This window comes from Halomonas sp. A29 (assembly GCF_046723295.1).
Lineage (GTDB): Bacteria > Pseudomonadota > Gammaproteobacteria > Pseudomonadales > Halomonadaceae > Halomonas.
In genome coordinates, this window is record NZ_JAXQPR010000005.1 from 140,684 (window position 1) to 163,122 (window position 22,439).

At 63.6% G+C, this 22,439-nt stretch carries 17 protein-coding genes; 4 read left to right on the forward strand and 13 right to left on the reverse strand.

What is annotated here, in order from left to right:
* Window positions 1-248 precede the first annotated feature (248 nt).
* Window positions 249-1,712, reverse strand: a complete 1,464-nt coding sequence (locus SPH52_RS11045; protein ID WP_411795079.1) for a glyceraldehyde-3-phosphate dehydrogenase — start codon at window positions 1,710-1,712, stop codon at window positions 249-251.
* 227 nt (window positions 1,713-1,939) lie between these two features.
* On the opposite strand from SPH52_RS11045, the gene mfd reads away from it, so the two are divergent.
* A complete protein-coding gene (gene mfd / locus SPH52_RS11050) occupies window positions 1,940-5,389 on the forward strand; it encodes a transcription-repair coupling factor (protein ID WP_411795080.1) in 3,450 nt (1,149 codons plus the stop codon).
* Between the two features lie 195 nt (window positions 5,390-5,584).
* A complete protein-coding gene (locus SPH52_RS11055; protein ID WP_411795081.1) occupies window positions 5,585-6,670 on the forward strand; it encodes a L,D-transpeptidase family protein in 1,086 nt (361 codons plus the stop codon).
* A 111-nt stretch (window positions 6,671-6,781) separates the two neighbouring features.
* Here SPH52_RS11055 and SPH52_RS11060 read toward each other — a convergent pair whose 3' ends face one another.
* The 9 genes from SPH52_RS11060 to SPH52_RS11100 form a co-directional block, all read right to left on the reverse strand.
* Entirely contained in the window at window positions 6,782-7,045 is a 264-nt protein-coding gene (locus tag SPH52_RS11060) for an Lpp/OprI family alanine-zipper lipoprotein (RefSeq protein WP_167110963.1), read from the reverse strand.
* A 191-nt stretch (window positions 7,046-7,236) separates the two neighbouring features.
* A complete protein-coding gene (locus tag SPH52_RS11065; protein ID WP_411795082.1) occupies window positions 7,237-7,851 on the reverse strand; it encodes a L,D-transpeptidase family protein in 615 nt (204 codons plus the stop codon).
* 336 nt (window positions 7,852-8,187) lie between these two features.
* Window positions 8,188-9,432 carry a GspE/PulE family protein gene (locus tag SPH52_RS11070; protein WP_411795083.1) on the reverse strand — a complete coding sequence of 415 codons (1,245 nt, stop codon included), beginning with the start codon at window positions 9,430-9,432 and terminating at the stop codon, window positions 8,188-8,190.
* Window positions 9,433-9,605: 173 nt separating this feature from the next.
* Window positions 9,606-10,037, reverse strand: coding sequence for a hypothetical protein (locus tag SPH52_RS11075; protein WP_411795084.1), 432 nt, complete (start codon window positions 10,035-10,037; stop codon window positions 9,606-9,608).
* Between the two features lie 9 nt (window positions 10,038-10,046).
* Complete coding sequence (locus SPH52_RS11080; RefSeq protein WP_411795085.1) at window positions 10,047-10,511, reverse strand: 2-hydroxyacyl-CoA dehydratase; 465 nt, start codon at window positions 10,509-10,511, stop codon at window positions 10,047-10,049.
* Between the two features lie 201 nt (window positions 10,512-10,712).
* Window positions 10,713-11,177 carry a DUF6586 family protein gene (locus SPH52_RS11085; RefSeq protein ID WP_411795086.1) on the reverse strand — a complete coding sequence of 155 codons (465 nt, stop codon included), beginning with the start codon at window positions 11,175-11,177 and terminating at the stop codon, window positions 10,713-10,715.
* A complete protein-coding gene (gene topA, locus SPH52_RS11090) occupies window positions 11,174-13,801 on the reverse strand; it encodes a type I DNA topoisomerase (protein ID WP_411795087.1) in 2,628 nt (875 codons plus the stop codon). The genes SPH52_RS11085 and topA overlap by 4 nt, the downstream gene beginning before the upstream one ends.
* Before the next feature lie 282 nt (window positions 13,802-14,083).
* A complete protein-coding gene (locus tag SPH52_RS11095; protein ID WP_411795088.1) occupies window positions 14,084-16,555 on the reverse strand; it encodes a DUF3141 domain-containing protein in 2,472 nt (823 codons plus the stop codon).
* A gap of 141 nt (window positions 16,556-16,696) precedes the next feature.
* Window positions 16,697-17,734: a biotin carboxylase N-terminal domain-containing protein gene (locus SPH52_RS11100; protein ID WP_411795089.1), complete on the reverse strand. Its 1,038-nt coding sequence runs from the start codon at window positions 17,732-17,734 to the stop codon at window positions 16,697-16,699.
* 32 nt (window positions 17,735-17,766) lie between these two features.
* Here SPH52_RS11100 and SPH52_RS11105 point away from each other — a divergent pair, with 32 nt between their 5' ends.
* Together SPH52_RS11105 and lipA are read left to right on the forward strand one after the other, a co-directional pair.
* Complete coding sequence (locus tag SPH52_RS11105) at window positions 17,767-18,756, forward strand: LysR family transcriptional regulator (RefSeq protein WP_411795090.1); 990 nt, start codon at window positions 17,767-17,769, stop codon at window positions 18,754-18,756.
* Window positions 18,757-18,954: 198 nt separating this feature from the next.
* Window positions 18,955-20,007: a lipoyl synthase gene (lipA, locus tag SPH52_RS11110; protein ID WP_411795091.1), complete on the forward strand. Its 1,053-nt coding sequence runs from the start codon at window positions 18,955-18,957 to the stop codon at window positions 20,005-20,007.
* 98 nt (window positions 20,008-20,105) lie between these two features.
* On the opposite strand, the gene lipB is transcribed toward lipA, so the two are convergent.
* From lipB to SPH52_RS11125, 3 genes are all read right to left on the reverse strand, one after another.
* The gene (gene lipB / locus SPH52_RS11115; RefSeq protein ID WP_411795092.1) at window positions 20,106-20,804 is read right to left on the reverse strand and encodes a lipoyl(octanoyl) transferase LipB; all 699 of its coding nucleotides are present in this window, start codon (window positions 20,802-20,804) and stop codon (window positions 20,106-20,108) included.
* A 1-nt stretch (window position 20,805) separates the two neighbouring features.
* The gene (locus SPH52_RS11120) at window positions 20,806-21,114 is read right to left on the reverse strand and encodes a YbeD family protein (RefSeq protein WP_411795093.1); all 309 of its coding nucleotides are present in this window, start codon (window positions 21,112-21,114) and stop codon (window positions 20,806-20,808) included.
* 85 nt (window positions 21,115-21,199) lie between these two features.
* On the reverse strand, window positions 21,200-22,414 hold the full coding sequence (locus SPH52_RS11125; protein WP_411795335.1) for a D-alanyl-D-alanine carboxypeptidase family protein: 1,215 nt from the start codon (window positions 22,412-22,414) through the stop codon (window positions 21,200-21,202).
* Window positions 22,415-22,439 lie beyond the last annotated feature (25 nt).

Here is a 22,439-nt window from a genome sequence, read left to right on the forward strand (position 1 = left end):
AAAAATCCCCAGTATTATAAAGACAAGCGCGAACAAAGGCCACACGGCCTAAGGTCGCAAAAGCGGGCACAAAACCGCTCTGCGCCTGGCTTCAACTGGGTCCAATTGGCGTTGAAAGGCGCTCGCTGCAGGCCTTTCCGGTAGTCCGGACGGATCGAGCCGGCATCATGGCGATACCGGCCCGAGTGACACGAAAGTGATGCAGGTCAGGGGTTCCCGACCCTGAAGGTCGGGAATATGGCCAAGGCTCAGGCCTGGGCGCGCGGCAGCTTGAGGAAGTGCACGTTTGAGATGTGCTGCAGGATACGCACCACCTGGCAGCTGTAGCCGAACTCATTGTCATACCAGACGTAGAGCACCGCCTGCTTGCCGCTGGCGATAGTCGCCTTGGCATCGACGATGCCGGCATGCCGGTTGCCGACGAAGTCTGACGACACCACCTCGGGTGAATCGACGTAGTCGATCTGCTTCTGGTAGGAAGAGTCGATCGACATGCGGCGCAGGTAGTCGTTGAGCGCCTCGGCGTCGGTCTCGCGCCCCAGGGTCAGGTTGAGGATCGCCATGGAGACGTTGGGGATCGGCACGCGAATGGCATTGCCGGTGAGCTTTCCGGAAAGTTCCGGCAACGCCTTGGCCACCGCCTTGGCGGCACCGGTCTCGGTCAATACCATGTTGAGCGGCGCACTGCGCCCGCGGCGATCGCCCTTGTGGTAGTTGTCGATCAGGTTCTGGTCATTGGTGTAAGCATGCACCGTCTCGACGTGGCCGCACTCGATGCCGTATTCGTCGTTGAGCACCTTGAGCACCGGCACGATGGCATTGGTGGTACAGGATGCCGCCGACAGGATGGAGTCGTCCTCGGCAATGTCGCCGTGGTTGATGCCGAATACGATGTTCTTGATACTGCCCTTGCCCGGTGCGGTGAGCAGCGCCTTGGATACACCCTTGCACTCGAGGTGCTGACCAAGGCCCTCTTCGTCGCGCCAGATGCCGGTATTGTCGACCACCACGGCGTTGTCGATGCCGTAGGCGGTGTAGTCGATATCGCTCGGCTTGTCGGCGTAGATCACCTGGATCACGTTACCGTTGGCGGAAATGGTACGCGCTTCGTAGTCGACGCTGATGGTGCCATCGAACGGACCGTGGACCGAGTCGCGACGCAACAGGCTCGCCCGCTTCTCCAGGTCCTTGGCGATATCGCCCCGGCCACGCACGACGATGGCGCGCAGACGCAGCAGGTTACCGCCGCCGGCCTTTTCCACCAGCACCCGCGCCAGCAGGCGGCCGATGCGGCCGAAGCCGTAGAGCACCACGTCCTTGGAGTGGCCATTGTTGCCATTCGGATCATGGGCATCGACGATTTCGGCGAGTTCATCGCGAAGGAAAGCCTTGGCGTCGCCGCCGCCGCGCTTCTTGAAGGCCACCCCCAGCTTGCCCACGTCGACGTGGGCCGGACCCAGGTTGAGCTCGATCATGGCCTGGACCAGGGGCAGAGTATCCCGCACCGAGAGTTCGGTGCCCTCAACCTTCCTGACGAAACGGTGGTCCTTCAAGATACGGATCACCGAGCGGTTGAACAGCGAGCGCCCATAGAGGGTAGTGACCACGTTGTTGTGACGATAAAGGCTGCCGATCAGCGGAATCATCTGCTCGGCAAGCGCCTGATTGTCGTGCCATTCCTGAAAGACGGTCTCGAGGGGTTGCTGACTCACGTGAAGCCTCTCTGGTAGTCGTAAATTCGTCGTCATTATCCCGTTCGCGCTTCGCCGGGGCAATCGCAGGATGGTCGCAGGCGGTGTAGGGGGATTACAGAAAACGCGGGTTGACTACAAGCGTCGCATCGGGCTGGTATGATCCCTCACCTACCGCCGCCTCTATCCAGGCTTTGCGAACGGCCTTGACGGCAGCACTCACGACCGAAGAAACGCTCGACGACAACATGCCCAAATTCTCGCCGCTCGATCCGCCCCGCCCGACGGGGACTCGCGACACCCTCTACTGGCAGACGCCGCCGGGTAGTTCGGCTGCCCTGGCGCTGGCCCACCTGGCCAGCGACGCGCCTTTGCTGGTGATCACACCGGATACCGCCAGCTCACAGCAGTTGGAGAACGACCTGGGCTTCTTCGCCAGCGTACCGGTACTGCCTTTTCCCGACTGGGAAACGCTGCCCTACGACAGCTTCTCACCGCATCAGGATATCGTCTCGGAGCGGCTGCGCACCCTGCGACGGCTCCAGGACGGCGAACACGGTATCGTATTGGTGCCGATCAACACCTTGATGCAGCGACTGCCTCCGGTCGAGTACATCGCCGGACGGGTGCTCACCCTCGAGACAGGCATGCGACTGGATCGCGAGGGCTTTCGCGAAAGTCTGTCTCGCGCCGGCTATCGCGCCGTGGAAACGGTCTACGAACCGGGCGAGTACGCCCTGCGCGGGGCACTGATCGATCTCTACCCCATGGGCAGCGAAAGCCCACTGCGCATCGACCTGTTCGACGATGAGGTCGACACCCTGCGTCGCTTCAACCCCGACACCCAGCGCAGCGAAGACAAGGTCGAGCGTGTGGAATTGCTGCCAGCGCACGAGTATTCGCTGTCGCGCTCGGCCATCGCCTGCTTCCGCGAAGGCTTCGAGACCCTGTTCGACGTCGACCCACGCCAGTGCCCGCTGTATGTCGATGCACTCAAGGGCATCCCCTCCCCCGGACTGGAGCAGTATCTGCCGCTGTTCTTCGAAGAGACGGCTACCCTGTTCGAGCATCTGGCCGAAGGCACCCGAGTGGCGCTGCTACCCAATGCCTACGCAGCCGCCGAACACCACTGGGAAGCCATCGAAAGCCGCTACGAGAACCTCGGCGTCGACCCTACCCGACCGCTGTTGCCGCCCCACCGCGCCTTCGTTCCACCCGCCGAGGTGTTTGGAGCCATCAAGCGTCACCCCCGAGTGGAGTTGACCGCCGACCCGGCACACCAGCATGCCCACCAGGTCGCCGCGCTGGAGCTGCCCGAAGTAGCGATCAATGCCCGCGCCAAGCAGCCGCTGGCAGCGCTCGAGCGCTTCCTGGAGCAGCATGACGACACCCGGGTGCTGTTCGTCGCCGAATCGCGTGGTCGCCGTGAGGCGCTGGAGGAAATGCTGGCCCCGTTGCACCTCGAGCTTCCCCATGCCGAAGGATTCAATGCCTTTCGCCAGGGCAGCTCTCGCTTGGCGCTTACCGAGGGTGAGATCAGCGCCGGACTGTGGCTGGAGCAACCCAGCCTTGCCGTGATCAGCGAAACGGAGCTGTTCGGCGACGTGGTTCGCCAGAGCCGCCGGCGCGAGAAGGCCACGGATACCAATGAGCTGGCCATTCGGCACCTCGCCGAGCTGCGCCCTGGCGCCCCGGTAGTGCACCAGACCCACGGCGTGGGGCGCTACCGCGGCCTGGAGCGGCTCGAGGCTGGCGGCCAGGCGGCGGAGTTCGTTGCCCTGGAGTATGCCGATGCCGCCAAGCTCTACGTGCCGGTTGACAACCTGCATCTGATCTCGCGTTACGCCGGTGTCGATGACGAGCTCGCCCCACTGCATCGGCTCGGCTCCGAGCAGTGGGACAAGGCGCGGCGCAAGGCAGCGGAGAAGATCCGCGATACCGCCGCCGAGCTGCTCGACGTCTACGCCCGCCGCGAGGCCCGGGAAGGCTTTGCCTGCGCGCCGCCCGACGCGGAATACGCCCGCTTCGCCGCCAGCTTCCCGTTCGAGGAGACCCCCGATCAGCGCGCCGCCATTGCCGCGGTGATCGGCGACATGACCGCTCCGCGCCCCATGGATCGCGTGGTATGCGGCGATGTCGGCTTCGGCAAGACCGAAGTCGCCATGCGCGCGGCGTTTCTCGCCGTGCACTCGGAGCGCCAGGTGGTAGTCCTGGTGCCCACCACCCTGCTCGCACGCCAGCACTATGAGAATTTCCGCGATCGCTTCGCCGACACCGCGGTGCAGATCGAACTGATCTCGCGTTTCACCGCCGGCAAGGGCCAGGCAGCTTCACTCAAGCGCATCGAAAGCGGCCAGGCGGACATCGTCATCGGCACGCACAAGCTGTTGTCGAAGTCGATGAAGCTACCCAACATGGGACTTCTCATCATCGACGAGGAGCACCGCTTCGGTGTCGGCCAGAAGGAGCGCCTCAAGGAGCTGCGTGCCGAGGTCGACATTCTCACCCTCACCGCCACGCCGATCCCACGCACGCTCAACATGGCCATGAGCGGCATTCGCGACCTGTCGATCATCGCCACGCCGCCGGCGCGCCGGCTGTCGGTGAAGACCTTCGTCCAGCAGCGCGACGAATCGATCATCAAGGAGGCGGTTCTGCGCGAGATCCTGCGTGGCGGCCAGGTCTACTACCTGCACAACGAGGTCAAGACCATAGAGACCGCCGCCGAGACGATTCGCGCCCTGGTGCCCGATGCACGCGTCGCGGTGGCCCACGGCCAGCTACCCGAGCGAGCACTGGAGCGGGTCATGTCGGACTTCTACCACAAGCGCTACAACGTGCTGGTCTGCTCCACCATCATCGAGACCGGCATCGACGTGCCCAGCGCCAACACCATCGTCATCGAACGCGCCGACAAGTTCGGCCTGGCCCAGCTTCACCAGTTGCGCGGTCGCGTGGGCAGAAGTCACCACCAGGCCTACGCCTATCTGCTTGCCCCTCCGCCCCGGGTCATCACCAAGGATGCCGTCAAGCGCCTGGAAGCCATTGCCGGCGCCGAGGACCTCGGCGCCGGTTTCACCCTGGCCAGCCATGACATGGAGATTCGCGGCGCTGGAGAACTGCTCGGCGAAGAGCAGAGCGGCCAGATGGAAGCCATCGGCTACACCCTCTACATGGAAATGCTCGACCGTGCGGTGGCCGCCATCCGCGCCGGCAAGACACCCAATATCGAAGCCCCGCTGAGCGATGGCGTCGAAGTCAGCCTCAACCTTCCGGCCTTGATTCCCGACGACTATCTGCCCGACGTGCAGCAGCGCCTGGTGATGTACAAGCGCATCGCCAGTGCCGCCGACGAAGCCGAACTCAAGGAGCTGCAGGTGGAGATGATCGATCGCTTCGGCCTGCTGCCGGCGGCGGTCAAGACGCTGATGCGCCAGACCCGCCTGCGCCAGCGTGCTGAGCGTCTCGGTATCGTGCGCCTGGAAGCCGGCGCGGCGCGCGGCCGGGTGATCTTTGGCGGCCAGACCCAGGTCGATCCGCTGGTCCTGGTCAAGCTGATCCAGACGCAGCCACAGTGCTATCGCCTCGACGGCGCCGACACCCTGCGCTTCGAAGCGGAGATGGGCCAGGAAGAGTCCCGTTTCCAGGCCGTGGAGCAACTGCTCGATGTGCTCAACCGCAAGACCCAGGCCGCCTGAGCAAAATGGGGTCCACAGAGTGCCAGGGCTCCCGCAATGACGGGGAACGCTATACTATACACAAGTGTCTTATCGCAGCCTCGACACGAACCCGGCGCCCCAGATCAATCGGGGCGTATGACCGTCGCCCAGCGAGGGCTGATGCCAAGCAACATCCGCTCGCCAAGCGACCTTATGACGAGATCATGACGTAAAATGAACAACCCGACACTGGCCAGGCGTATCGGCCTGGGCGCTGCCCTGCTAAGCCTTGCCGCCCTGTTGGCGACAGCGGCACTTGCCGAGGAAAACGGCTCCAGCCCACCACAGGAGCTGCCTCGAGGCCATTTTCACCTTCCCGATGCGGGTAACGTGATCGGCGAGGCCTATACGGTCGTCGTCGAGGAAGGCGACACTCTGATTGACATCGGTCGCCGTCACAACGCCGGCTATGAAGAGATGCGCATGGCGAACCCCGAGGTGAGCCTCTGGGCACCCCGCCCCGGCACCGAAGTGGTGATCCCGGCACAGCACATCCTGCCGGATGCGCCACGGGAAGGCATCGTGGTCAACCTCTCGGAGCTGCGCCTGTACTACTATTCGCGCCCCGGCATCGTCGAAACCTACCCCATCAGCATCGGTCGCGATGGCTTTGCCACACCCGTGGGCGTGACCCGCACCACCGTCAAGGTGAAAGATCCCCACTGGTCGCCGCCGCGCTCCATGCGCGAAGAGGCAGCTGCCCGTGGCGAGCCGGCTCCCGCCATAGTACCGCCGGGCCCCGACAACCCCCTGGGCCGTCACGCCATCCTGCTCGGCCTGCCCAGCTATCTGATCCATGGCACCAACAGACCCGATGGCGTCGGCATGCGTGCCAGCCGCGGCTGTATTCGCATGTATCCCGAGGACATCGAATCGCTCTACGAGCGCGTGCCCAGCGGCACCCAGGTCAACATCATCGACCAGCCGTTCAAGGTCGCCTGGTCGGTAGACGGCATTCTCTATGCGCAATCCTTCCCCTTGCTGGAAGAGAACGTGGGCACCTTCGAGCCGATCCTCAACGCCATGGAAGTAGTCGCCAATGCCTTCGGTGAAGAGCGTCCGCCGATCGACTACGCCCAACTGCGCCGCGTGGTGGAAAACCCCGATGGTCGCCTGGTCTCGCTGTTGCAGGTCGCCGAAGAGGAGCCGGCCCCCGCGACCGACTCCCATGACGAAGAGCTCAACAACGGGTTGTTCTCCGAAATCGAGATCAGCCAGGTTTCCGGCCTGTTCCTGGAACTCGAAGCCTACCAGCGCTAGCGCTTTCAACCGACACAGTGGGCATCGCCCATAACAAGAAAACCCCGCCGAAGCGGGGTTTTCTCGTTGCAGAACCGCCATCGCCCGAGGGCGATGAGGCACTCGGCAGAATTACTTCTGCATGGAGCGCTGGAACATACGGTTCATTTCTTCGCGGTTCTGCTCGGACATCTGCAGAGCCGCCTGGGCGTCACGCTGAGCCTGGTTAGCAGTGTTTTGCGCCTGAGTGGCGATGCTGCGAGCTTCTGCAGCGTCGGCCTGAGCAGCTTCAGCAGTCTGGCGAACTTCGTCCAGAGCAGCGTTGCTGGCACAACCAGCCAGGATGGCCATAGAAGCAGCAGCGGCGGTCAGCTTCAGGGTGGTCTTCAGAGTCATGATGTTCTCCTTGAGTCTTCCTTGGTACTGCACAGTTAGTACAGCGGCGTTAATGTTGCCTGTGATCCAGGCTCCCCTGCTCAGTGCAGGATTCTTGCAGCGACTGCTGCCAAGCACAGGAGTCAAACGCTGTTTTATAATAACAGACGGCGCTTGTCCATAGCTCGAAACGTCCCTTGCGTATCTTGAGCCTAGCGGATGACGACGCGAGTGCCAATGTCGATTAGCTCGGAAAGCCTTTCGATCTGCTCATCAGTTACCGCTACGCACCCTTGGGTCCAGTGATAGCTCGCATGAACCTCAGGGTCCCCTCTACCGACTCCATGAATACCGATGAAGCCCCCCAGCACGGTTCGCTGGGGCGGGTAACCGTGGTGCCGGTAGTAGGCGAAATAATCTGCGTAATCCTGCTCCGTGTAAAGCCCTGATTCCAACGCCATGCGCGCATGTGATGGCGTAGGATAGTCCAGACCGACGAAAATATGCCAGTCACTCTCCCAATTGAAGCGATTGACGCGAAACTCGCCCTTTGGCGTGACGTTGCCACCATAGACGCGCATCGTATCGGCACCGCCCCGTCCCAGTGAGACGGGAGCGAAGCGCTCGAGCAGCATATTGCCACGATAGAGGCTCAGTGAAGACTCACGATCGTCGACCAGTATCCATACCTCACTGTCGTGACGTGGCAGATGAGCGCGTGACAGCATGGTCTCGATCAGGCTCGAGTGGGCTTCGCGGCCAGTCAGCAGGGCGAAGGGAGCCAGCAAGGCCATCTGGCCAAAGCGACGGCGGGAAACGGGCTTCATCGACACCTCACGGGCCAGGTCGGTTCGTTAGCATTTTATAACGTATCCCGCCACGACTGTCAGTCCACTTAACGTAACCAAACATTGCATTCATGACGCCGGTCAATGGCCTTTGTACAAGCTTGCCATAGCCCCACAGTCGACCCTTCCGCTACGACCATGGGTCGATCGAGAAGCTTACACGTGTCCCAGCCCGGAAGTTCCCTCCGCGCCACGCTCAGCACGCGACCGTCGCACGCGCCCCCGACTTCGCCTCCGGGGCCAAGACGATGGGCATGATAGCACAAGGGACTGCCACGCAGGCGCGACACTGAGTCGTTCGGCGCAGCGCGAACATCAGGCTGAGAGGATGGCGCCCATGCGGAATACTTCCCGCAGGCTGGTGATGCCCGCCTCGGCCTTGGCCAGCCCGTCGACCAGCATCAGCCTGGCACCACGCTCGAGCAGGCTGCGACGCAGCTCGGATTCATCGGCATGGCGCAGGATCCGGGAGTGGTCCTCAGGGGTGAGCTGCCAGATTTCGAACACCCCGATGCGGCCGTGAAAACCCAGGCCATCGCATTGCGCACAACCTTTGGCGCTCCAGGTAGATTCAGGCGGAGCCTGGCCGATCGCCTCCAGCCATTCACGGTCACGCCGACCGGGCGGCACCTGCTCGCGGCAATGCTGACACAGCCGGCGTACCAGCCGCTGGGCGATGATCAGCCCCAGGTTGGCACTGATCTCACTGTCGGCAAGACCGAGCTGACGCATCGAGGTCACGACCCCTACGGCATCGCGACTGTGCAGCGTGCCCAGCAGTGAACGGCCGCTGCTGGTCACGCTCAGTGCAGCAAGGGCAGACTCGCGGTCACGAATTTCACCGATGAGCACATAGTCGGGATCGAGTCGCAGGAGTGAGCGGGTCCCATTGGCAAAGTCCAGTCCATGGTCGAGGTCCACCTGGATCTGGTTGATCCCCGGGATACTGTACTCGACGGGGTTTTCCAGGGTGACCACATGGCTGTCGGTCAACTGCAGTTGGCCAAGCAACGTGTAGAGGGTCGTGGTCTTGCCTGCACCGGTTGGCCCGGCCACCAGCAGCATGCTGCCCGTGGCATCCATCCAGCGCCTTATGCCCAGCGCCCCCTCCTCGCCGATACCCAGCGCCACCACGTCATCGAAGGTCTGTGGCGGCGCCAGGAAGCGAATCGCGAGCTTCTCTCCCGCCATGCAGTGCACCGCCGTGACGCGCAGGGAGATTTCCCGGATGCCGCTCTCCTCAGGCGACCAGTTGAAACCACCCTCGGCGGTGGCGAGGGATGGCACCGGATTGAGCTTGGACAATACCTTGAATTGGTTCACCAGGCGTGCGCCCTGGGCCGCGTCGATGCGTAGCGCATCGACGATACGTCCATCGATGCGCAGGCGGATTCGATAGCCATCCTGCTCGGGGTCCAGGTGCACGTCGGTGGCCCTGGACCGCTGGGCATCGCCGAGAAGCGCGAAAGCCTCGAGTGCGGTGCCGCCAGGCGACTGTTCCGCTGCCAATAGCGGCAGCAGTGAAGACAACAAGTGGCGCTTGAGGAACTCCTCGGACACGGTCTCCTCCTCCCTGATGGATCCTCGATGCTGATGTCGGCCGATGGGGGCAGTCTAGCCCATTGGCGGCTCACCGCAGCTCAGTGTCACGCCACCTAACGCATAGCACCCCCGACAGGCTGGCCTGCGGGGGTGCTTGTCGCCCTTGGGCTTCGGGGCTTGACCCTAGTGCACTAGGCGGTGCGCTCCACGGTGAAGATGCTCTGCAGCTTGTCCTTCTTGCCGTAGATATGCACCGTGGTCTCGTCGTAGGGGAAGTGATCGCGGTATTGGCTGCTGTTGTTGAAACGCGGCTTGTGAGCGTTGATCATGGCCGCGGCGAGGCGTTCGCGGTTGGCATGTCCGGCCAGGCCAACCGCATACCAGAGTTCCTCGCCTAACTGCAGGAAAGCCTGCCACTTGTCCTGATCCGCGTGATGCTCGAGGCCGTAGCGTGCACTACGATGCTCGCCGACGTAGAGTAGCTCCTGGACCTCCATCTGCTCGGTTTCCGGATCGCGGGCAGCACGGAAGACACAGAAAATACCCGACTCGTCTGGAGTGTCGTGCAACTGCTCGTATGTCCAATAGCCCAGCATCTTGGGGGAGAGTAGCTGTTCCGACATAGGACCTCCTCAATAATCTTCCAGTCGTTGCATATCGCGAGCGATGTGCCTCACCTCGGCTTCATGGCCTGCCGACAAAGCCTCGAAGAAGGCCCTCTCGTCACTGCCCCCGGCCAGGTCGGCCCGATGCGCATAGAGGTCCTGAAGGGTCCTGTGCGCTGTCAGCGCCGTGGCCAGCACGCTCTGCACACTCTCACCATCGACGCCTCCTGGTAATCGTTCAAGTACTGGAGCATGAGGAAAGTCGTTGGGGTCGTCGAACCAGGTATCGAGTACATTGCGATGGCTGCTGCCATCGTCGAGATAGCCCAGCAAGTCGGCCTTCAGCTTGCGCTCACGCTGCGCCAGGTATTCCAGCGCCATTCGCACCCGCTCATTACTTCCCGCCGATGCCATTCGGGCATACTGTTCGGCCAGGCGGGCATGATAATCCGCCGCCCAACTCACCAGCTCCTTGACTTGATGAAAGCGCATGTGAGCCCCCCCTGCTCAGACCCCGCCAGCCTTGATGACCGGCCCTTACTTTCATCCTAGCCAAAGCCAGCCGTCACCGCTTGACCTATATCACCCAAAGGCGATAGGCCAGACAGTAACGGGCTGGGGCGTCAGCCGTCAGCCGTCAGCCGTCAGCCGTCAGCCGTCAGCCGTCAGCGCTATGGTGGCCGAGCCGCTGAGCTACCACTCCTCGCTGGTCTCGCGCAGCGAGGCGATCTCCCGCTTGGCCTCATGCAGGCAGGCCCGCAACTCATCGCCGAGAGCAGCACCGCTGCCTACCGCAATGAGCCCGGGCTGGGAAGGGTTGCGGCGACGCGCCACGCCGCCACTGTCATGCAGCGCTTCGAGGCGCTGCAACAGCCAGCCAAGCCAGCTCTCGGGACGCACTGCCAACTCGCGCAGGCGATGGAGTTCGGCAACGCCGGCGCCCTCCGGGCCCAGCAGCTCGCGCCAGTCGTGGCGCTCGAGCCGGGCATGCTCGGTTACTTCACGCAGCAGCGACTCCAACGCCAGCTCGGCTAGCGCCAGAGCGGACTCCTCGGCGGCCATTCGCCGTGCTTCGGCGTGCTCGTCCTCTCCCGGAGGGATATCCAGGATCAATTCGGCCTGGTAGAGCAGTTGATTGGTACGGGCTCGTGGGCTCACTTCTGCTTGTCCTCTACCTGCCACCTACCGTTATCGTAGGTTGCCCGCCAGCCGGTCGCCTTGCCCTCCTCCTCGGTCATGACGAACTGCTCCTTGCTCTTGCGCGAGTAGCGGATCTGAGCCGGTCGTCCTTCCGAGTCTTCGCTGGGGGCATCGAGCAGGTAGCGGTACTTGTCGGGCAGTTCGCCGGCGTGGGCCTTCAACTCGCGCACCAACGGCGGGCGCGTCTCGCGGTTGCGCGGGAACTTGCTCGCAGCCAGGAACAGGCCGCTGGCGCCGTCACGCAGTACGTAATGGTCCTCGACCTTCTGGCATGCCAACTCCGGCATGGGAATGGGGTCCATCTTGGGCGGTGCCACCTCACCGCTGCGCAGCAGTTTGCGTGTATTCTTGCACGCTTCGTTGGTACAACCGAAGTACTTGCCGAAACGGCCGGACTTGAGCTGCATCTCGCTGCCACACTTGTCGCACTCGATGGTGGGACCTTCGTAGCCCTTGATACGAAACTTGCCCTGCTCGACCTCATAGCCGTCGCAGTCGGGGCTGTTGCCGCAGATATGCAGCTTGCGGTGCTCATCGATCAGGTAGCTGTCCATCGCCGTGCCGCACTTGTGGCAACGGTGCTTGGCACGCAATGCCTGGGCCTCGGCTTCTTCGCCGGCGTCGGCAGGCACGGCCTCGTCACCGGGCAGTAGGTCGATGGTGGTCTTGCAACGCTCCTTGGGCGGCAGGTTATAGCCGGAACAGCCCAGGAACACCCCGGTGGAGGCAGTGCGGATCTGCATCTTGCGTCCACAGGTGGGACAGTCGATATCGGTGGGTACCGGCTGGTTGGGGCGCATGCCCTCTTCGCTCTCGGCGGCCTCCAGCTCCTCGCGGAACTCGCCATAAAAGGCATCGAGCAGCTCGCGCCAGTTGCGCTCGCCCTCAGCCACTTCGTCGAGGCTGTCCTCCATGCGTGCGGTGAACGAGTAATCCATCAAATCGGGGAAGGACTCCTTGAGCCGCTCGGTGACGATATCCCCCAGCTTCTCGGCGTAGAAGCGCCGGTTCTCCAGCTTGACGTAGCCGCGGTCCTGGATGGTGGAGATAATGGAGGCATAGGTTGACGGACGACCGATCCCGCGCTTCTCGAGCTCCTTGACCAGGCTCGCCTCGGTGTAACGGGCCGGCGGCTTGGTGAAGTGCTGCTGGGGGTCGAGCGCCTCGAGCTGCATCGGCGTGCCCTCGGCGAGATCCGGCAGTACCTGGTCTTCGTTCTTGCCGGCCGGCTTCAGCACTCGGGTATAACCGTCGAACTTCAGCACCCGCCCCTTGGCCCGGAGTTCGTAGCCGTCGGCTTCCACCGTCAGGGTACTGGACAGATACTCGGCCGGCGTCATCTGGCAGGCCACGAACTGGCGCCAGATCAAGTCATAGAGGCGTTCGGCATCGCGCTCCATGCCGGCCAGGTCGACGGCACGGCGATTCACGTCGGATGGGCGGATCGCCTCGTGAGCCTCCTGGGCGCCCTCCTTGCTCGAGTAGCGGTTGGGCGACTCGGGCAGGTAGCGCTTGCCGTACTCCTGCTCGATGTGCTCGCGGGCCATGGCCACCGCATCTTGGGAAAGATTGGTGGAGTCGGTACGCATGTAGGTGATGTAGCCCGCCTCGTAGAGGCGCTGGGCCAGGGTCATGGTCTTCTTCACCGAGAAGCCGAGACGGCCGCTGGCGGCCTGCTGCAGGGTCGAGGTGATAAAAGGAGCGCCCGGTTTCGAGCGCGTGGGCTTGTCTTCCCTGGCGGTGATGGCAAGAGATGCCTTGCGCAAACGCTCGATACGTTCGAGTGTCTCTGCCTCGGAGGTCGGGCGGAACGTCTTACCGTCCTGGCGCGCCAACTCGAAGCGTACCGGCTCGCCCTCGCTCGACACCAGATCGGCGTGTACGTCCCAGAACTCCTCCGGTACGAAGGCCCGGATCTCGCGTTCGCGCTCGACGATCAGGCGCACCGCCACCGACTGCACCCGGCCGGCCGACAGCCCGCGGGCGATCTTGGCCCACAGCAGCGGCGAGAGCATGAACCCCACTACCCGATCGAGGAAGCGTCGTGCCTGCTGCGCCTCGACGCGGGGAATGTTGAGACTGCCTGGCTCCTTGAACGCCTCCTTGATGGCGTTCTTGGTGATCTCGTTGAACACCACGCGGCGATAGCGTGCATCGTCGCCGCCGATGGTCTCCTTGAGGTGCCATGCGATCGCCTCACCCTCGCGATCGAGATCGGTCGCGAGATAGACGGTATCGGCCTTCTCTGCAAGCTTCTGCAGCTCGGACACGACCTTTTCCTTGCCGGGCAGAATCTCGTAGTGGGCCTTCCAGCCGTGCTCCGGGTCGATACCCATGCGCCGGATGAGCTGGTCCTTGGCCTTGTGCTTCTGGTACTCGGCCTTCTCTGCGGGCGACATCTTGCGCGTTGCCGCCGCCTGGCGTGCGCGCTCCTTGGGATCGGAGGCCGCCTTGCCTGAGCCGCTGGTCGGCAGGTCACGTATATGACCCACGCTCGACTTCACGATGAAGTCGTTGCCGAGATACTTGTTGATCGTCTTGGCCTTGGCCGGCGACTCGACGATGACCAATGACTTGCCCATAGTGCTCCATATTCTGCACGGCGAGGTTCTTTAGCCCCACCTGACGGTTCCTGCTCGCTTTTCTCGGCGAGCGCTCCTCGCGGGGTGAAAAATCCGCTTACCCTACCCCAGCAACCCATTTCGCGCTAGTCGCTTCCGCCATGGCGGCAGTAAAGCAGCAATGTGAAAGTAGCATCAAGTCGGCAAGACCGTCGTTACGACATCGCCACTGCCAAACGACCAGCGCCCCTGCCGGGAGCGGCAAGGGCGCTGGAGCTTGGTTGCAAAACCTCTACCTCTAGTTCAACGCTTGCGTGGCTTGCGCGAAGCGGTCGGCTTGCTGTTCGCCTCGCTCTCTGCAGCATCGGATTGGCTATCGGCCCGAGGCTTGGACGCCGGCTTCCGCGCCTTCGCGGCTGTCGCCTTTGGTCCGGGAGAACGCTTGGGCCGATCAGGCTTGGGTGCCTCGGCTTCGGTCTTGAACAAGCTCGCTACCTCACTGCGCGCAACGGCCTCCGCCTTGGCACCGGTCGCCACCTCGTCGTGAAGCTCGGCCAGGGCCAGGCGGCGCTCCGCCGGATCGACCCGCTCCAACGCCTCGCCGAAAAGCTCCTGAATGTGCTCGTAGCGCTTGCGGGCGTGCTCGGAAAGCTCTCCGCTGGCTGCCAGCACATGGTCGATATGCTCCAGAGAGGCGTGGATCGTTTCAGCCCGCTCACGCGCCAGCAGTTGGGGTATTGCCGCCAGCGCCGCGTCGCGATCCAGCTTGAGAATGAAGAACTGCTCGCGCACCAGATGCTTGAAGTCCGACAGACTGCTGCCCGGCTCCAGTTCGGCCCGCGAGGCTCTCAGGCGCTTGAAGTTGCGCTCATCCGTCGTGGGGGAGCCGCCCAGCACATGGATCACCGAGCGCATCACCGCTTCATGTATGCCACCTTCGGCTACGCGCTGGCGCAGCTCGTCCTGGCGCCGCTCGAGGAAGCGACGATGCTCCGGCTCGCTGCCGGGCTGGCGACGGTGCACGTGGGCATCGCCGCCCAGGCCAACCAGGGCCTGAAGGAGTGGCTGTCCATATACCGCCAGGAAGAGTTGCTCGGTGTTCTGGTCGCGTATCTCGCGCCAGGTATCCAGGCCACGGGAGATCTGTTCGGAAACAGTCCTCTCCATGGTACGCAGGATATTGTCTTCGGAGACGGGGTGGCGATCCTCGCGGATCCATTCGGCCAGAACCGGTAACGGCACCGACAGGGGGTTGCGATCCGACAGCAGCTTGTAGCCCAGGCGGATCGGGTGCATGCGGCGCATCAGGCGTGCTGCCTCGGGGGTTATCGTGGCACGAATCCATGGCTGCACGAACTGGCGATAGAGCCCCAGGTTGATTTCCGAGATGCGCGCCACGGTGGCAAAACGCGTGTCGTCGTCCTCGCGATGGTGCAGCACGTCCCGGTTGAGCCCCTCGATGGAGCGCGGCTTGAACTCGAGCAGGTAGTCGCGCTCGAGCAGTTCGGCATCGTCACGTTCCTTGGCACTGGTTACCGTGGTCTCGTAGAGCCCCGGTGGCAGCACATCGATATAGTCGATGTTGGCGGTGAACTCGGCGTGCTCCTTGCGCGACACACTGCTCGACACGAAGATGCCCAGGTGCCCGGTACTGTCATGCACGCAATAGACGATGGTCTGCTCGCTGGCGATGATATCGTCGGTGTCGCCATACAGATCGCGCACCCAGCCCAGCGCTTGCGGCGGTGGCGTGATGTCGTCGCCCTGGGAGCAGAACACCACCACCGGCGAGCGCACGTTGCGCAGGTCGATGCGACGACCGTCCGAAGTCACCAGTTGCGCGGTGGAGAGCCGGTTGCCGACGAACAGATTATCGACGATGTACTGGATCTCCTCGCCGCCCAGTACCACATGGCCGCCCCACCAGCGTTCGAAATTGAGATAGCGCTCGGCTTCGGTATCGACATTGGCGTAGAGGCGATACTGCTTGCCCCACCAGGTGTTGGCAGGATTGAGACGTTCGAAGTTCTGTACCAGCAGGGCACCGTCGAACAGGCCATCGCCCAGGTCGCTGGCCAGGGTCGTCATCCAGCTACCGCCGGTCATGCCGCCGGTATAGCGCATGGGGGCCTTGCCCCGCTCACCGGCCCAGTAGGAGAGTGGTGCTCCGGCAATCAGGATCGGTCCGAAGCAGTCTGGCTCGAGCGAGGCCGCCATCATGATCTGCCAGCCCGCCTGACAGTTCCCCACCACCATGGGCTTCTCGCACGATTCGGGATGATTCTCGATCACCCTGCGCAGGAAGGCGATCTCGGCCTCTACCACGTCCTCGACAGTCTGGCCTGGCTCGGGATAAGGCAGAAAACCGATGAAGTAGCAGGGATGGCCGGCGCGCAGGGCGACGCCGATTTCGCTGTCGGGCTTGAAGCCGCCGATGCCGGGGCCATGTCCAGCCCTTGGATCGACGACCACGAAGGGGCGCGACTTGAGATCCACCTCGATGCCAGGCGGAGGCAGGATGCGCATCAGCTCATAGTTGACCGGCCGCGGCAGGCTACGGCCGTCCATTACCACCTCGGCGTCGAAGCCAAGCACGTTGGGCTTGGTCTTCTCGATGTGCTCGAGGTACTGGTTGCCTCGCTCGCGCATCACGTCCATGTACAGCACGCTGCGTTCGATGGCATCCCGCCAGTAATCGAAGGCGGCACGGCCGAAACCGAATGGGTCCAGGAAGTCGAGGGCTTCTTTGGAGGGTGTCGGCAAGAGTGTGTTCATGTTCGGCTCCAGTCTGCTCCGATGATACATACATCGACATCGGGAGGAGTAAAAATGCTGCAATGCAACAAGCATAGTACGCCCTGCGGCGCCTCGACGCAGCCGTTTTGTCGATTTTTTGTGACTGGATCGTCGATTTGCTCAGTCATTCTTTGCGCCAGCATCGCCACCCGCGCCCCCACCACCGCCTTCCCACTCGGCCAGCGCACGACGCTCACGCCGTCCAGCCTCTGCCCCATCCCGCCCCCAGATCAACAGCCGCACATTGGTCTCGGCAGTGGGTTGGCAAGGCCGGTCGAGCCTGACTCCGGGCCCACCACCCAACTGGCCGGCTAACGAAGAGAGCAGATGCAAACGCGCCTGGCCTGGCCGCCCCGGACCATGCCCCATGTGCCCGACCCGGGGGCGCCTGAGCCGCTCACCCGCCACCAGGCGAATCTGTTCCACTGCCAGGTCGAGGCCGGTCAAGACCTCGGGCAGGCCCTCGTAGCCCGTCAGGCCTGGGCGCATGCCGACGAAACCCAGCCGGTTGTCAGCCAGCGAGAAGCTCAGCGTTGCCAGGCCAACCAGTCCGAGCGAGAGAGCTCCCCGCACGGCAAGCTGGCCAAGGTAGGCGCGTTGCTCCGGGGTCAACCGCTCGCTTGGCGCCATGGCGAAGTCATCGCCGAGGAGCTCGTGCTCGACCAGCGCCAACGCCTGGCCACGGCAGTCGGCCAATACCGGAAGGTGCACCCGCGGCGCCTGTGCCGACATCTCGCCCAACGGCAGCCCCGCCTCGCGCATCAACTGACGAGTGGCATCGTCGTCGCACATGGCGGCGATGAGCGACTCCCGGGGGCCGATGAAGGCCAGCCCGGCCCGCGCACAGCCACGGGCGAGGAGCCACTGTTCCTTGGCTGCCGTTTCCCCTGGATGCACGGCATCGCAGCCCAGCCGCAGGGCACGCTCCACCAAGGCATCGCCGGACGTGCCGGCGCTGGCGCACCAGGCCAGCTCGAGCTCGGCGCAGGCCTGGCCTGCACGCAGTGCAGCCAGCCCGCTACCGGCCAGCATGACGCCACGCCAACCTCCCTGACGCAGGGCATCGAGAAAGGGAGCGGGCGATGGTTGACGCTGCCTGGCGAGGCCGTCGGCATGACCCTGCCCGTCGGCAGTGATAGCATGAAAGGGCTTCTTCAATGGGCCTCCCGACCCCTCTAGCGGATTGATCGATGACGACGCCTAGCTTGCTGAACCGCCTGACCTTTCGCCAGTTGCAGGTGTTTCAGGCCGTGCATGGCCAGCAGTCCTATTCCCGGGCTGCCGAGCGGCTGGGCCTGACCCAACCGGCGGTCAGCGCGCAGATTCGTCAGCTCGAGCAGGCCCTGGGGCAACCGCTGTTCAAATACACCGGCAAGATCCTGCACGTGCTGCCTGCGGCCGATGCATTGGCGGCGTCGACCCAGGCCATCTTCAGCCAGGTTTCACGCCTGCAGATGGTACTCTCCGAGATGGACGGCACGATTTCCGGGGAACTCAACCTGGCGGCCGTCTCGACGGCCCAGTACGTGGTGCCGCACCTGATCGCCCGCTTCCGAGCCCACTACCCCAACGTTCAGGTGCGGCTGCAGGTATGCAACCGCAGCCAGGCACTGGAGCGATTGGCGGCTCGCCGCGACGATCTGGTCATCATGGCGATGGTTCCCGAGGACGACGACAACCTGGTGTTCATGCCGTTTCTGGAAAACGAGCTGATCCCCATCGTCTGGCCCGGTCACCCCCTGCTCGCAGCCCATGCTCCTACCCTGGAGGATCTGGCCCGGCATTATCTGCTGATGCGTGAGTCGGGCTCGGGGGTACGCACCGCCTTCGAGCAGCTTGCCGCCGAACAGGACGTTGCGCTTCAGCATACCATGGAGCTGGGGACCAACGAGGCGATCAAACAAGGCGTAATGGCGCACCTGGGCGTAACGGTACTGCCAAGGCTGGCCGTGCGGCTGGAGATCAGCGCGGGGCTGCTGGCCGAGCTAGCTCTGCCGGGCTTCCCTCTGCGTCGCTCCTGGTGCACGGTCTACCCCCGGGACCGCTTTCCCACCCCGGTGACCGAGCTGTTCCTGCGTTTCGTACGCGAGCGGCTGGGCGAGATAGAGGCGCATTTCAAGGCGCCACCACGGGCGATGCCCGATCACGGCGTAGTCTGCCTGCCGATACCTCCCGGCTGAGGCTGGCCACAGCGGGATTCATAACGCACGCAGTGTCGGCTCCCTCCGCTGTGCCAGGCAGGCATGGGTATGATAGATTACGGGCCTGCGACCATCGTATCAATTGCTGTCCATGCGGGCTGGTGCTCTCCGGAACTCGACGTCCCACAGCACCATGGCATGGCTGTGGCAGCCGCCGAGTGGAGGGGCTCACACCCTATGAGCGACAACACCTCAAAACGCGTGCCGAGCGGCGCGAAGTTCCGCACCGAGCATGGCTTTGCCGCCATCAAGGATGGCATCAAGCAGCGCAGCCAGGCCGAGGAGCGCCCGGAGCCGGGACGCAAGCCGCAATGGCTGCGCGCCCAGATTCCCGGAGGCGGCCGCTTCGAGGCGGTAAAGCGTAACGTCAACGAGCACCGCCTGAGCACCGTATGCGCCGAGTCCCACTGCCCCAACATGGGTGAGTGCTGGAGCAACGGTACGGCTACCATCATGCTGATGGGCTCGGTATGTACCCGCGCCTGCCGATTCTGCGCCGTCGATACCGGCAATCCGGGTGGCTGGCTGGACAGCGAAGAGCCGGCCAACACCGCCAAGTCGGTAGAACTGATGGGGCTGCGCTACGTGGTGCTGACCTCCGTCGACCGCGACGATCTGCCCGACGGTGGTGCTGCCCACTATGCCGAGTGCATCCGGGCGATCAAGACCAACACCCCGGCGGTAGTGGTCGAGGCACTGACACCCGACTTCGACGGTGAGCCGTCCGCCATCGAGCAGGTGGTCGACTCCGGTCTCGAAGTGTTCGCCCAGAATGTCGAAACGGTGGAGCGATTGACTCACTACGTACGTGACCCACGTGCCGGTTACCGCAAGACCCTCGACGTGCTGGCCCATGCCAAGCGCCACCGCCCCGACGTGCTGACCAAGACCAGCCTGATGCTGGGGCTCGGCGAGACGGATGAGGAAATACTCGCCACCTTCGACGACCTGCGCGCCATCGACGTGGATATCGTCACCCTCGGCCAGTACCTGCGCCCCACCCGCAACCACCTGCCGGTGGAGCGCTGGGTGACGCCGGACGAATTCGAGCGCTATCGCCAGTTGGGCCTGGAGAAGGGCTTCATGGAGGTGGCGTCCGGCCCCTTGGTGCGTTCCAGCTACCGTGCCGACCGGGTATTCGAGAAGAACAACCTGGGGCTGGCCGCGCCGGCCGAGGTACCGGGGCAGGCGCCCGACCCCAATCGTATCCAGGCGCTCAACGTCGGCTGAAACGGATGCGGCCGAAGAGCCCAAGAACGCAGAAGGCGACCTCCAGGGTCGCCTTCTTCGTTGTCGCCTGCTCACCGCAGAGAACGATGGGCAGCGGGTCAATCGTTTTCCACCTCGATGACGGCTAACCGCTTCGACAGTTCCGCCTCTGCAGCAGTCTCCACGCCCAGCCCCAACTGCTGCGCCAGGCATTCGGCAAGCCGTATGCCGACCTGTTCGGTGGAAGGCGGCCCGGAGATGAGGTCGGCCAGGCGCGTCATGGCCATGCCGGCATAGCCACAGGGGTTGATACGCTGGAACGGAGCCAGGTCAGCGTCGACGTTGAGGGCCACGCCGTGATAGCTGGCGCCACGACGGATGCGCAGGCCCAGCGAGGCGATCTTGGCTTCGCCGACATAGACACCCGGCGCGTTCGGACGCGCATGCGCCTCGACGCCATGCTCTGCCAGTACGGCAACGACGGCGTTCTCCAGCGCCGAAACCAGATCTCGAACGCCCAGCCGGGCCCGGCGCACGTCGAGCAACGGATAGAGCACCACTTGCCCGGGCCCGTGATAGGTCACTTGCCCACCGCGATCCGTCTGCACCACCGGGATGTCGCCCGGCATCAGCAGATGCTCGGGCTTGCCCGCCTGCCCCTGGGTAAAAACCGGGTCGTGCTCCACCAGCCAGAACTGATCCGGCGTCTCCTCGCCACGGCTGTCGGTCAGCTCGCGCATGGCTTGCCATACAGGCAGGTAGGGGCGCCGTCCCAGTCGCAGCAGCGCGATTGGCGCACCGGCGCCCTGCCCGGCCAACCTACACCACCATATGCACGCGCCCGGTGGCCTTGAGCTCGGCGAACAGCGCCTTGAGCTGGGCTTCTCCGGTAGCGCGCAGGGTCAGCCGTACCGACTGAAAGCGGGCATTGCGGCTCTCCACCACCTCGATGTTGGATGCATCGAAGCTGGCATCATGACGCAGCACCACCTGACAGACGGTGGCGGTAAAGTCCTCGGCAGCGTCACCCACCACCTTGATCGGGTAATCGCAAGGGAAGGTGATCGTTGGCGGCGACGTACTCGCCGCCGTTGGCTGACGCAGGTCACGCAGTTCGTTGTCTGACATGGCTCTCTACACGGTCTCGAAGACAATTCCCGAGCATTTTACTCAACTATTTCTCATCGACCAAGCCCGCAGCGACAAGCCGTCTCTAGAACCAGCCGCCGAGCAGGTTGGCAAAGAAGCGCCGCACCTGGTCGAAGAGACGCTTGAACAGCCCCCCCTCCTCGATCGCCTCGAGGGCCACCAGTGGTTGCTCGCCTACGATCTCGTCACCCAGGCGTACCTCCAGCGTACCCACACGGTCGCCGAGACTGATCGGCGCGGTCAGGTCCTGGCGAATATCCAAGCGTGCGCTGAGCTCCTGATTGCGCGCGCGTGGCAACGTCATCGCAACGTTACGGTCGACGCCGACCCGCAGCTCGTTCTTCTCGCCGCCCCAGATGCGTGGCGTATTCAGTACCGCCCCCTGTTCGTAGAGGGCCAGTGTCTCGTAATAGCGGAAGCCATAGCTCAGCAGCTTCTGCGTCTCCTGGGCACGAGACTCCTCCGAGCTGGTACCCATCACCACCGAGATCAGGCGCATGTCGTCGCGCTTGGCCGATGCCACCAGGCCATAGCCGGCCTCCGTGGTCCAGCCGGTCTTGAGCCCGTCGACGGTGGGGTCACGCCACAGCAAGCGGTTACGGTTCGGCTGACGAATATCGTTGTAGGTGAAGTACTTCTCGGCGTAAACGGCGTAGTGCTCGGGATAATCGTTGATGATGTACTGGGAAAGCAGCGCCATGTCACGCGCCGAGGAGTACTGCTCGGGATGTGGCAGACCGGTGGCATTGGCGAAGTTGGTGTTGTGCAGCCCCAACCGCGTGGCATGTTGATTCATCAGATCTGCGAAGGGGGCTTCGCCACCGGCCAGGTGCTCGGCCACGGCCACGCTGGCGTCGTTGCCCGAGGCGATGATGATGCCGTAGAGCAGGTCGCGGATGGCGACCTCGGTGTTGACCTCGATGAACATCTTGGAACCACCTGTACGCCAGGCGTTCTCGCTGATGCGCACCCTGTCGTCCAGGCCGATGTTGCCGCGGTCCAGTTCCCGTTCGACCAGATAGGCGGTCATCAGTTTGGTCAGGCTCGCCGGCGGCAGGCGCTCGTCGGCGTTATGCTCCACCAGTACCCTGCCGCTATCGGCATCCATGAGGATCCAGGACTTCGCTGCGATCTGTGGCGGCGCCGGTATCATGGTCTGGGGTTGAGGTTGAGGCTGGGGGGACGGCACCTGGGCCAGGGCATGGGAAACGACCAACAGCAGGCCAAATAGCGTCAACGGTAGAAGCCGTGAGCGGAAACGGGAAAACAGCACTCGCATGGGCATGGATCTCATCGCTACGTCG

Coding starts and splice junctions, on each gene's coding strand:
- mfd (WP_411795080.1), top strand. CDS start 1,940: ATGCCCAAATTCTCGCCGCTCGATCCGCCCCGCCCGACGGGGACTCGC.
- SPH52_RS11055 (WP_411795081.1), top strand. CDS start 5,585: ATGAACAACCCGACACTGGCCAGGCGTATCGGCCTGGGCGCTGCCCTG.
- SPH52_RS11060 (WP_167110963.1), bottom strand. CDS start 7,045: ATGACTCTGAAGACCACCCTGAAGCTGACCGCCGCTGCTGCTTCTATG.
- SPH52_RS11065 (WP_411795082.1), bottom strand. CDS start 7,851: ATGAAGCCCGTTTCCCGCCGTCGCTTTGGCCAGATGGCCTTGCTGGCT.
- SPH52_RS11075 (WP_411795084.1), bottom strand. CDS start 10,037: ATGTCGGAACAGCTACTCTCCCCCAAGATGCTGGGCTATTGGACATAC.
- SPH52_RS11080 (WP_411795085.1), bottom strand. CDS start 10,511: ATGCGCTTTCATCAAGTCAAGGAGCTGGTGAGTTGGGCGGCGGATTAT.
- topA (WP_411795087.1), bottom strand. CDS start 13,801: ATGGGCAAGTCATTGGTCATCGTCGAGTCGCCGGCCAAGGCCAAGACG.
- SPH52_RS11095 (WP_411795088.1), bottom strand. CDS start 16,555: ATGAACACACTCTTGCCGACACCCTCCAAAGAAGCCCTCGACTTCCTG.
- SPH52_RS11105 (WP_411795090.1), top strand. CDS start 17,767: ATGACGACGCCTAGCTTGCTGAACCGCCTGACCTTTCGCCAGTTGCAG.
- lipA (WP_411795091.1), top strand. CDS start 18,955: ATGAGCGACAACACCTCAAAACGCGTGCCGAGCGGCGCGAAGTTCCGC.
- SPH52_RS11120 (WP_411795093.1), bottom strand. CDS start 21,114: ATGTCAGACAACGAACTGCGTGACCTGCGTCAGCCAACGGCGGCGAGT.
- SPH52_RS11125 (WP_411795335.1), bottom strand. CDS start 22,414: ATGCGAGTGCTGTTTTCCCGTTTCCGCTCACGGCTTCTACCGTTGACG.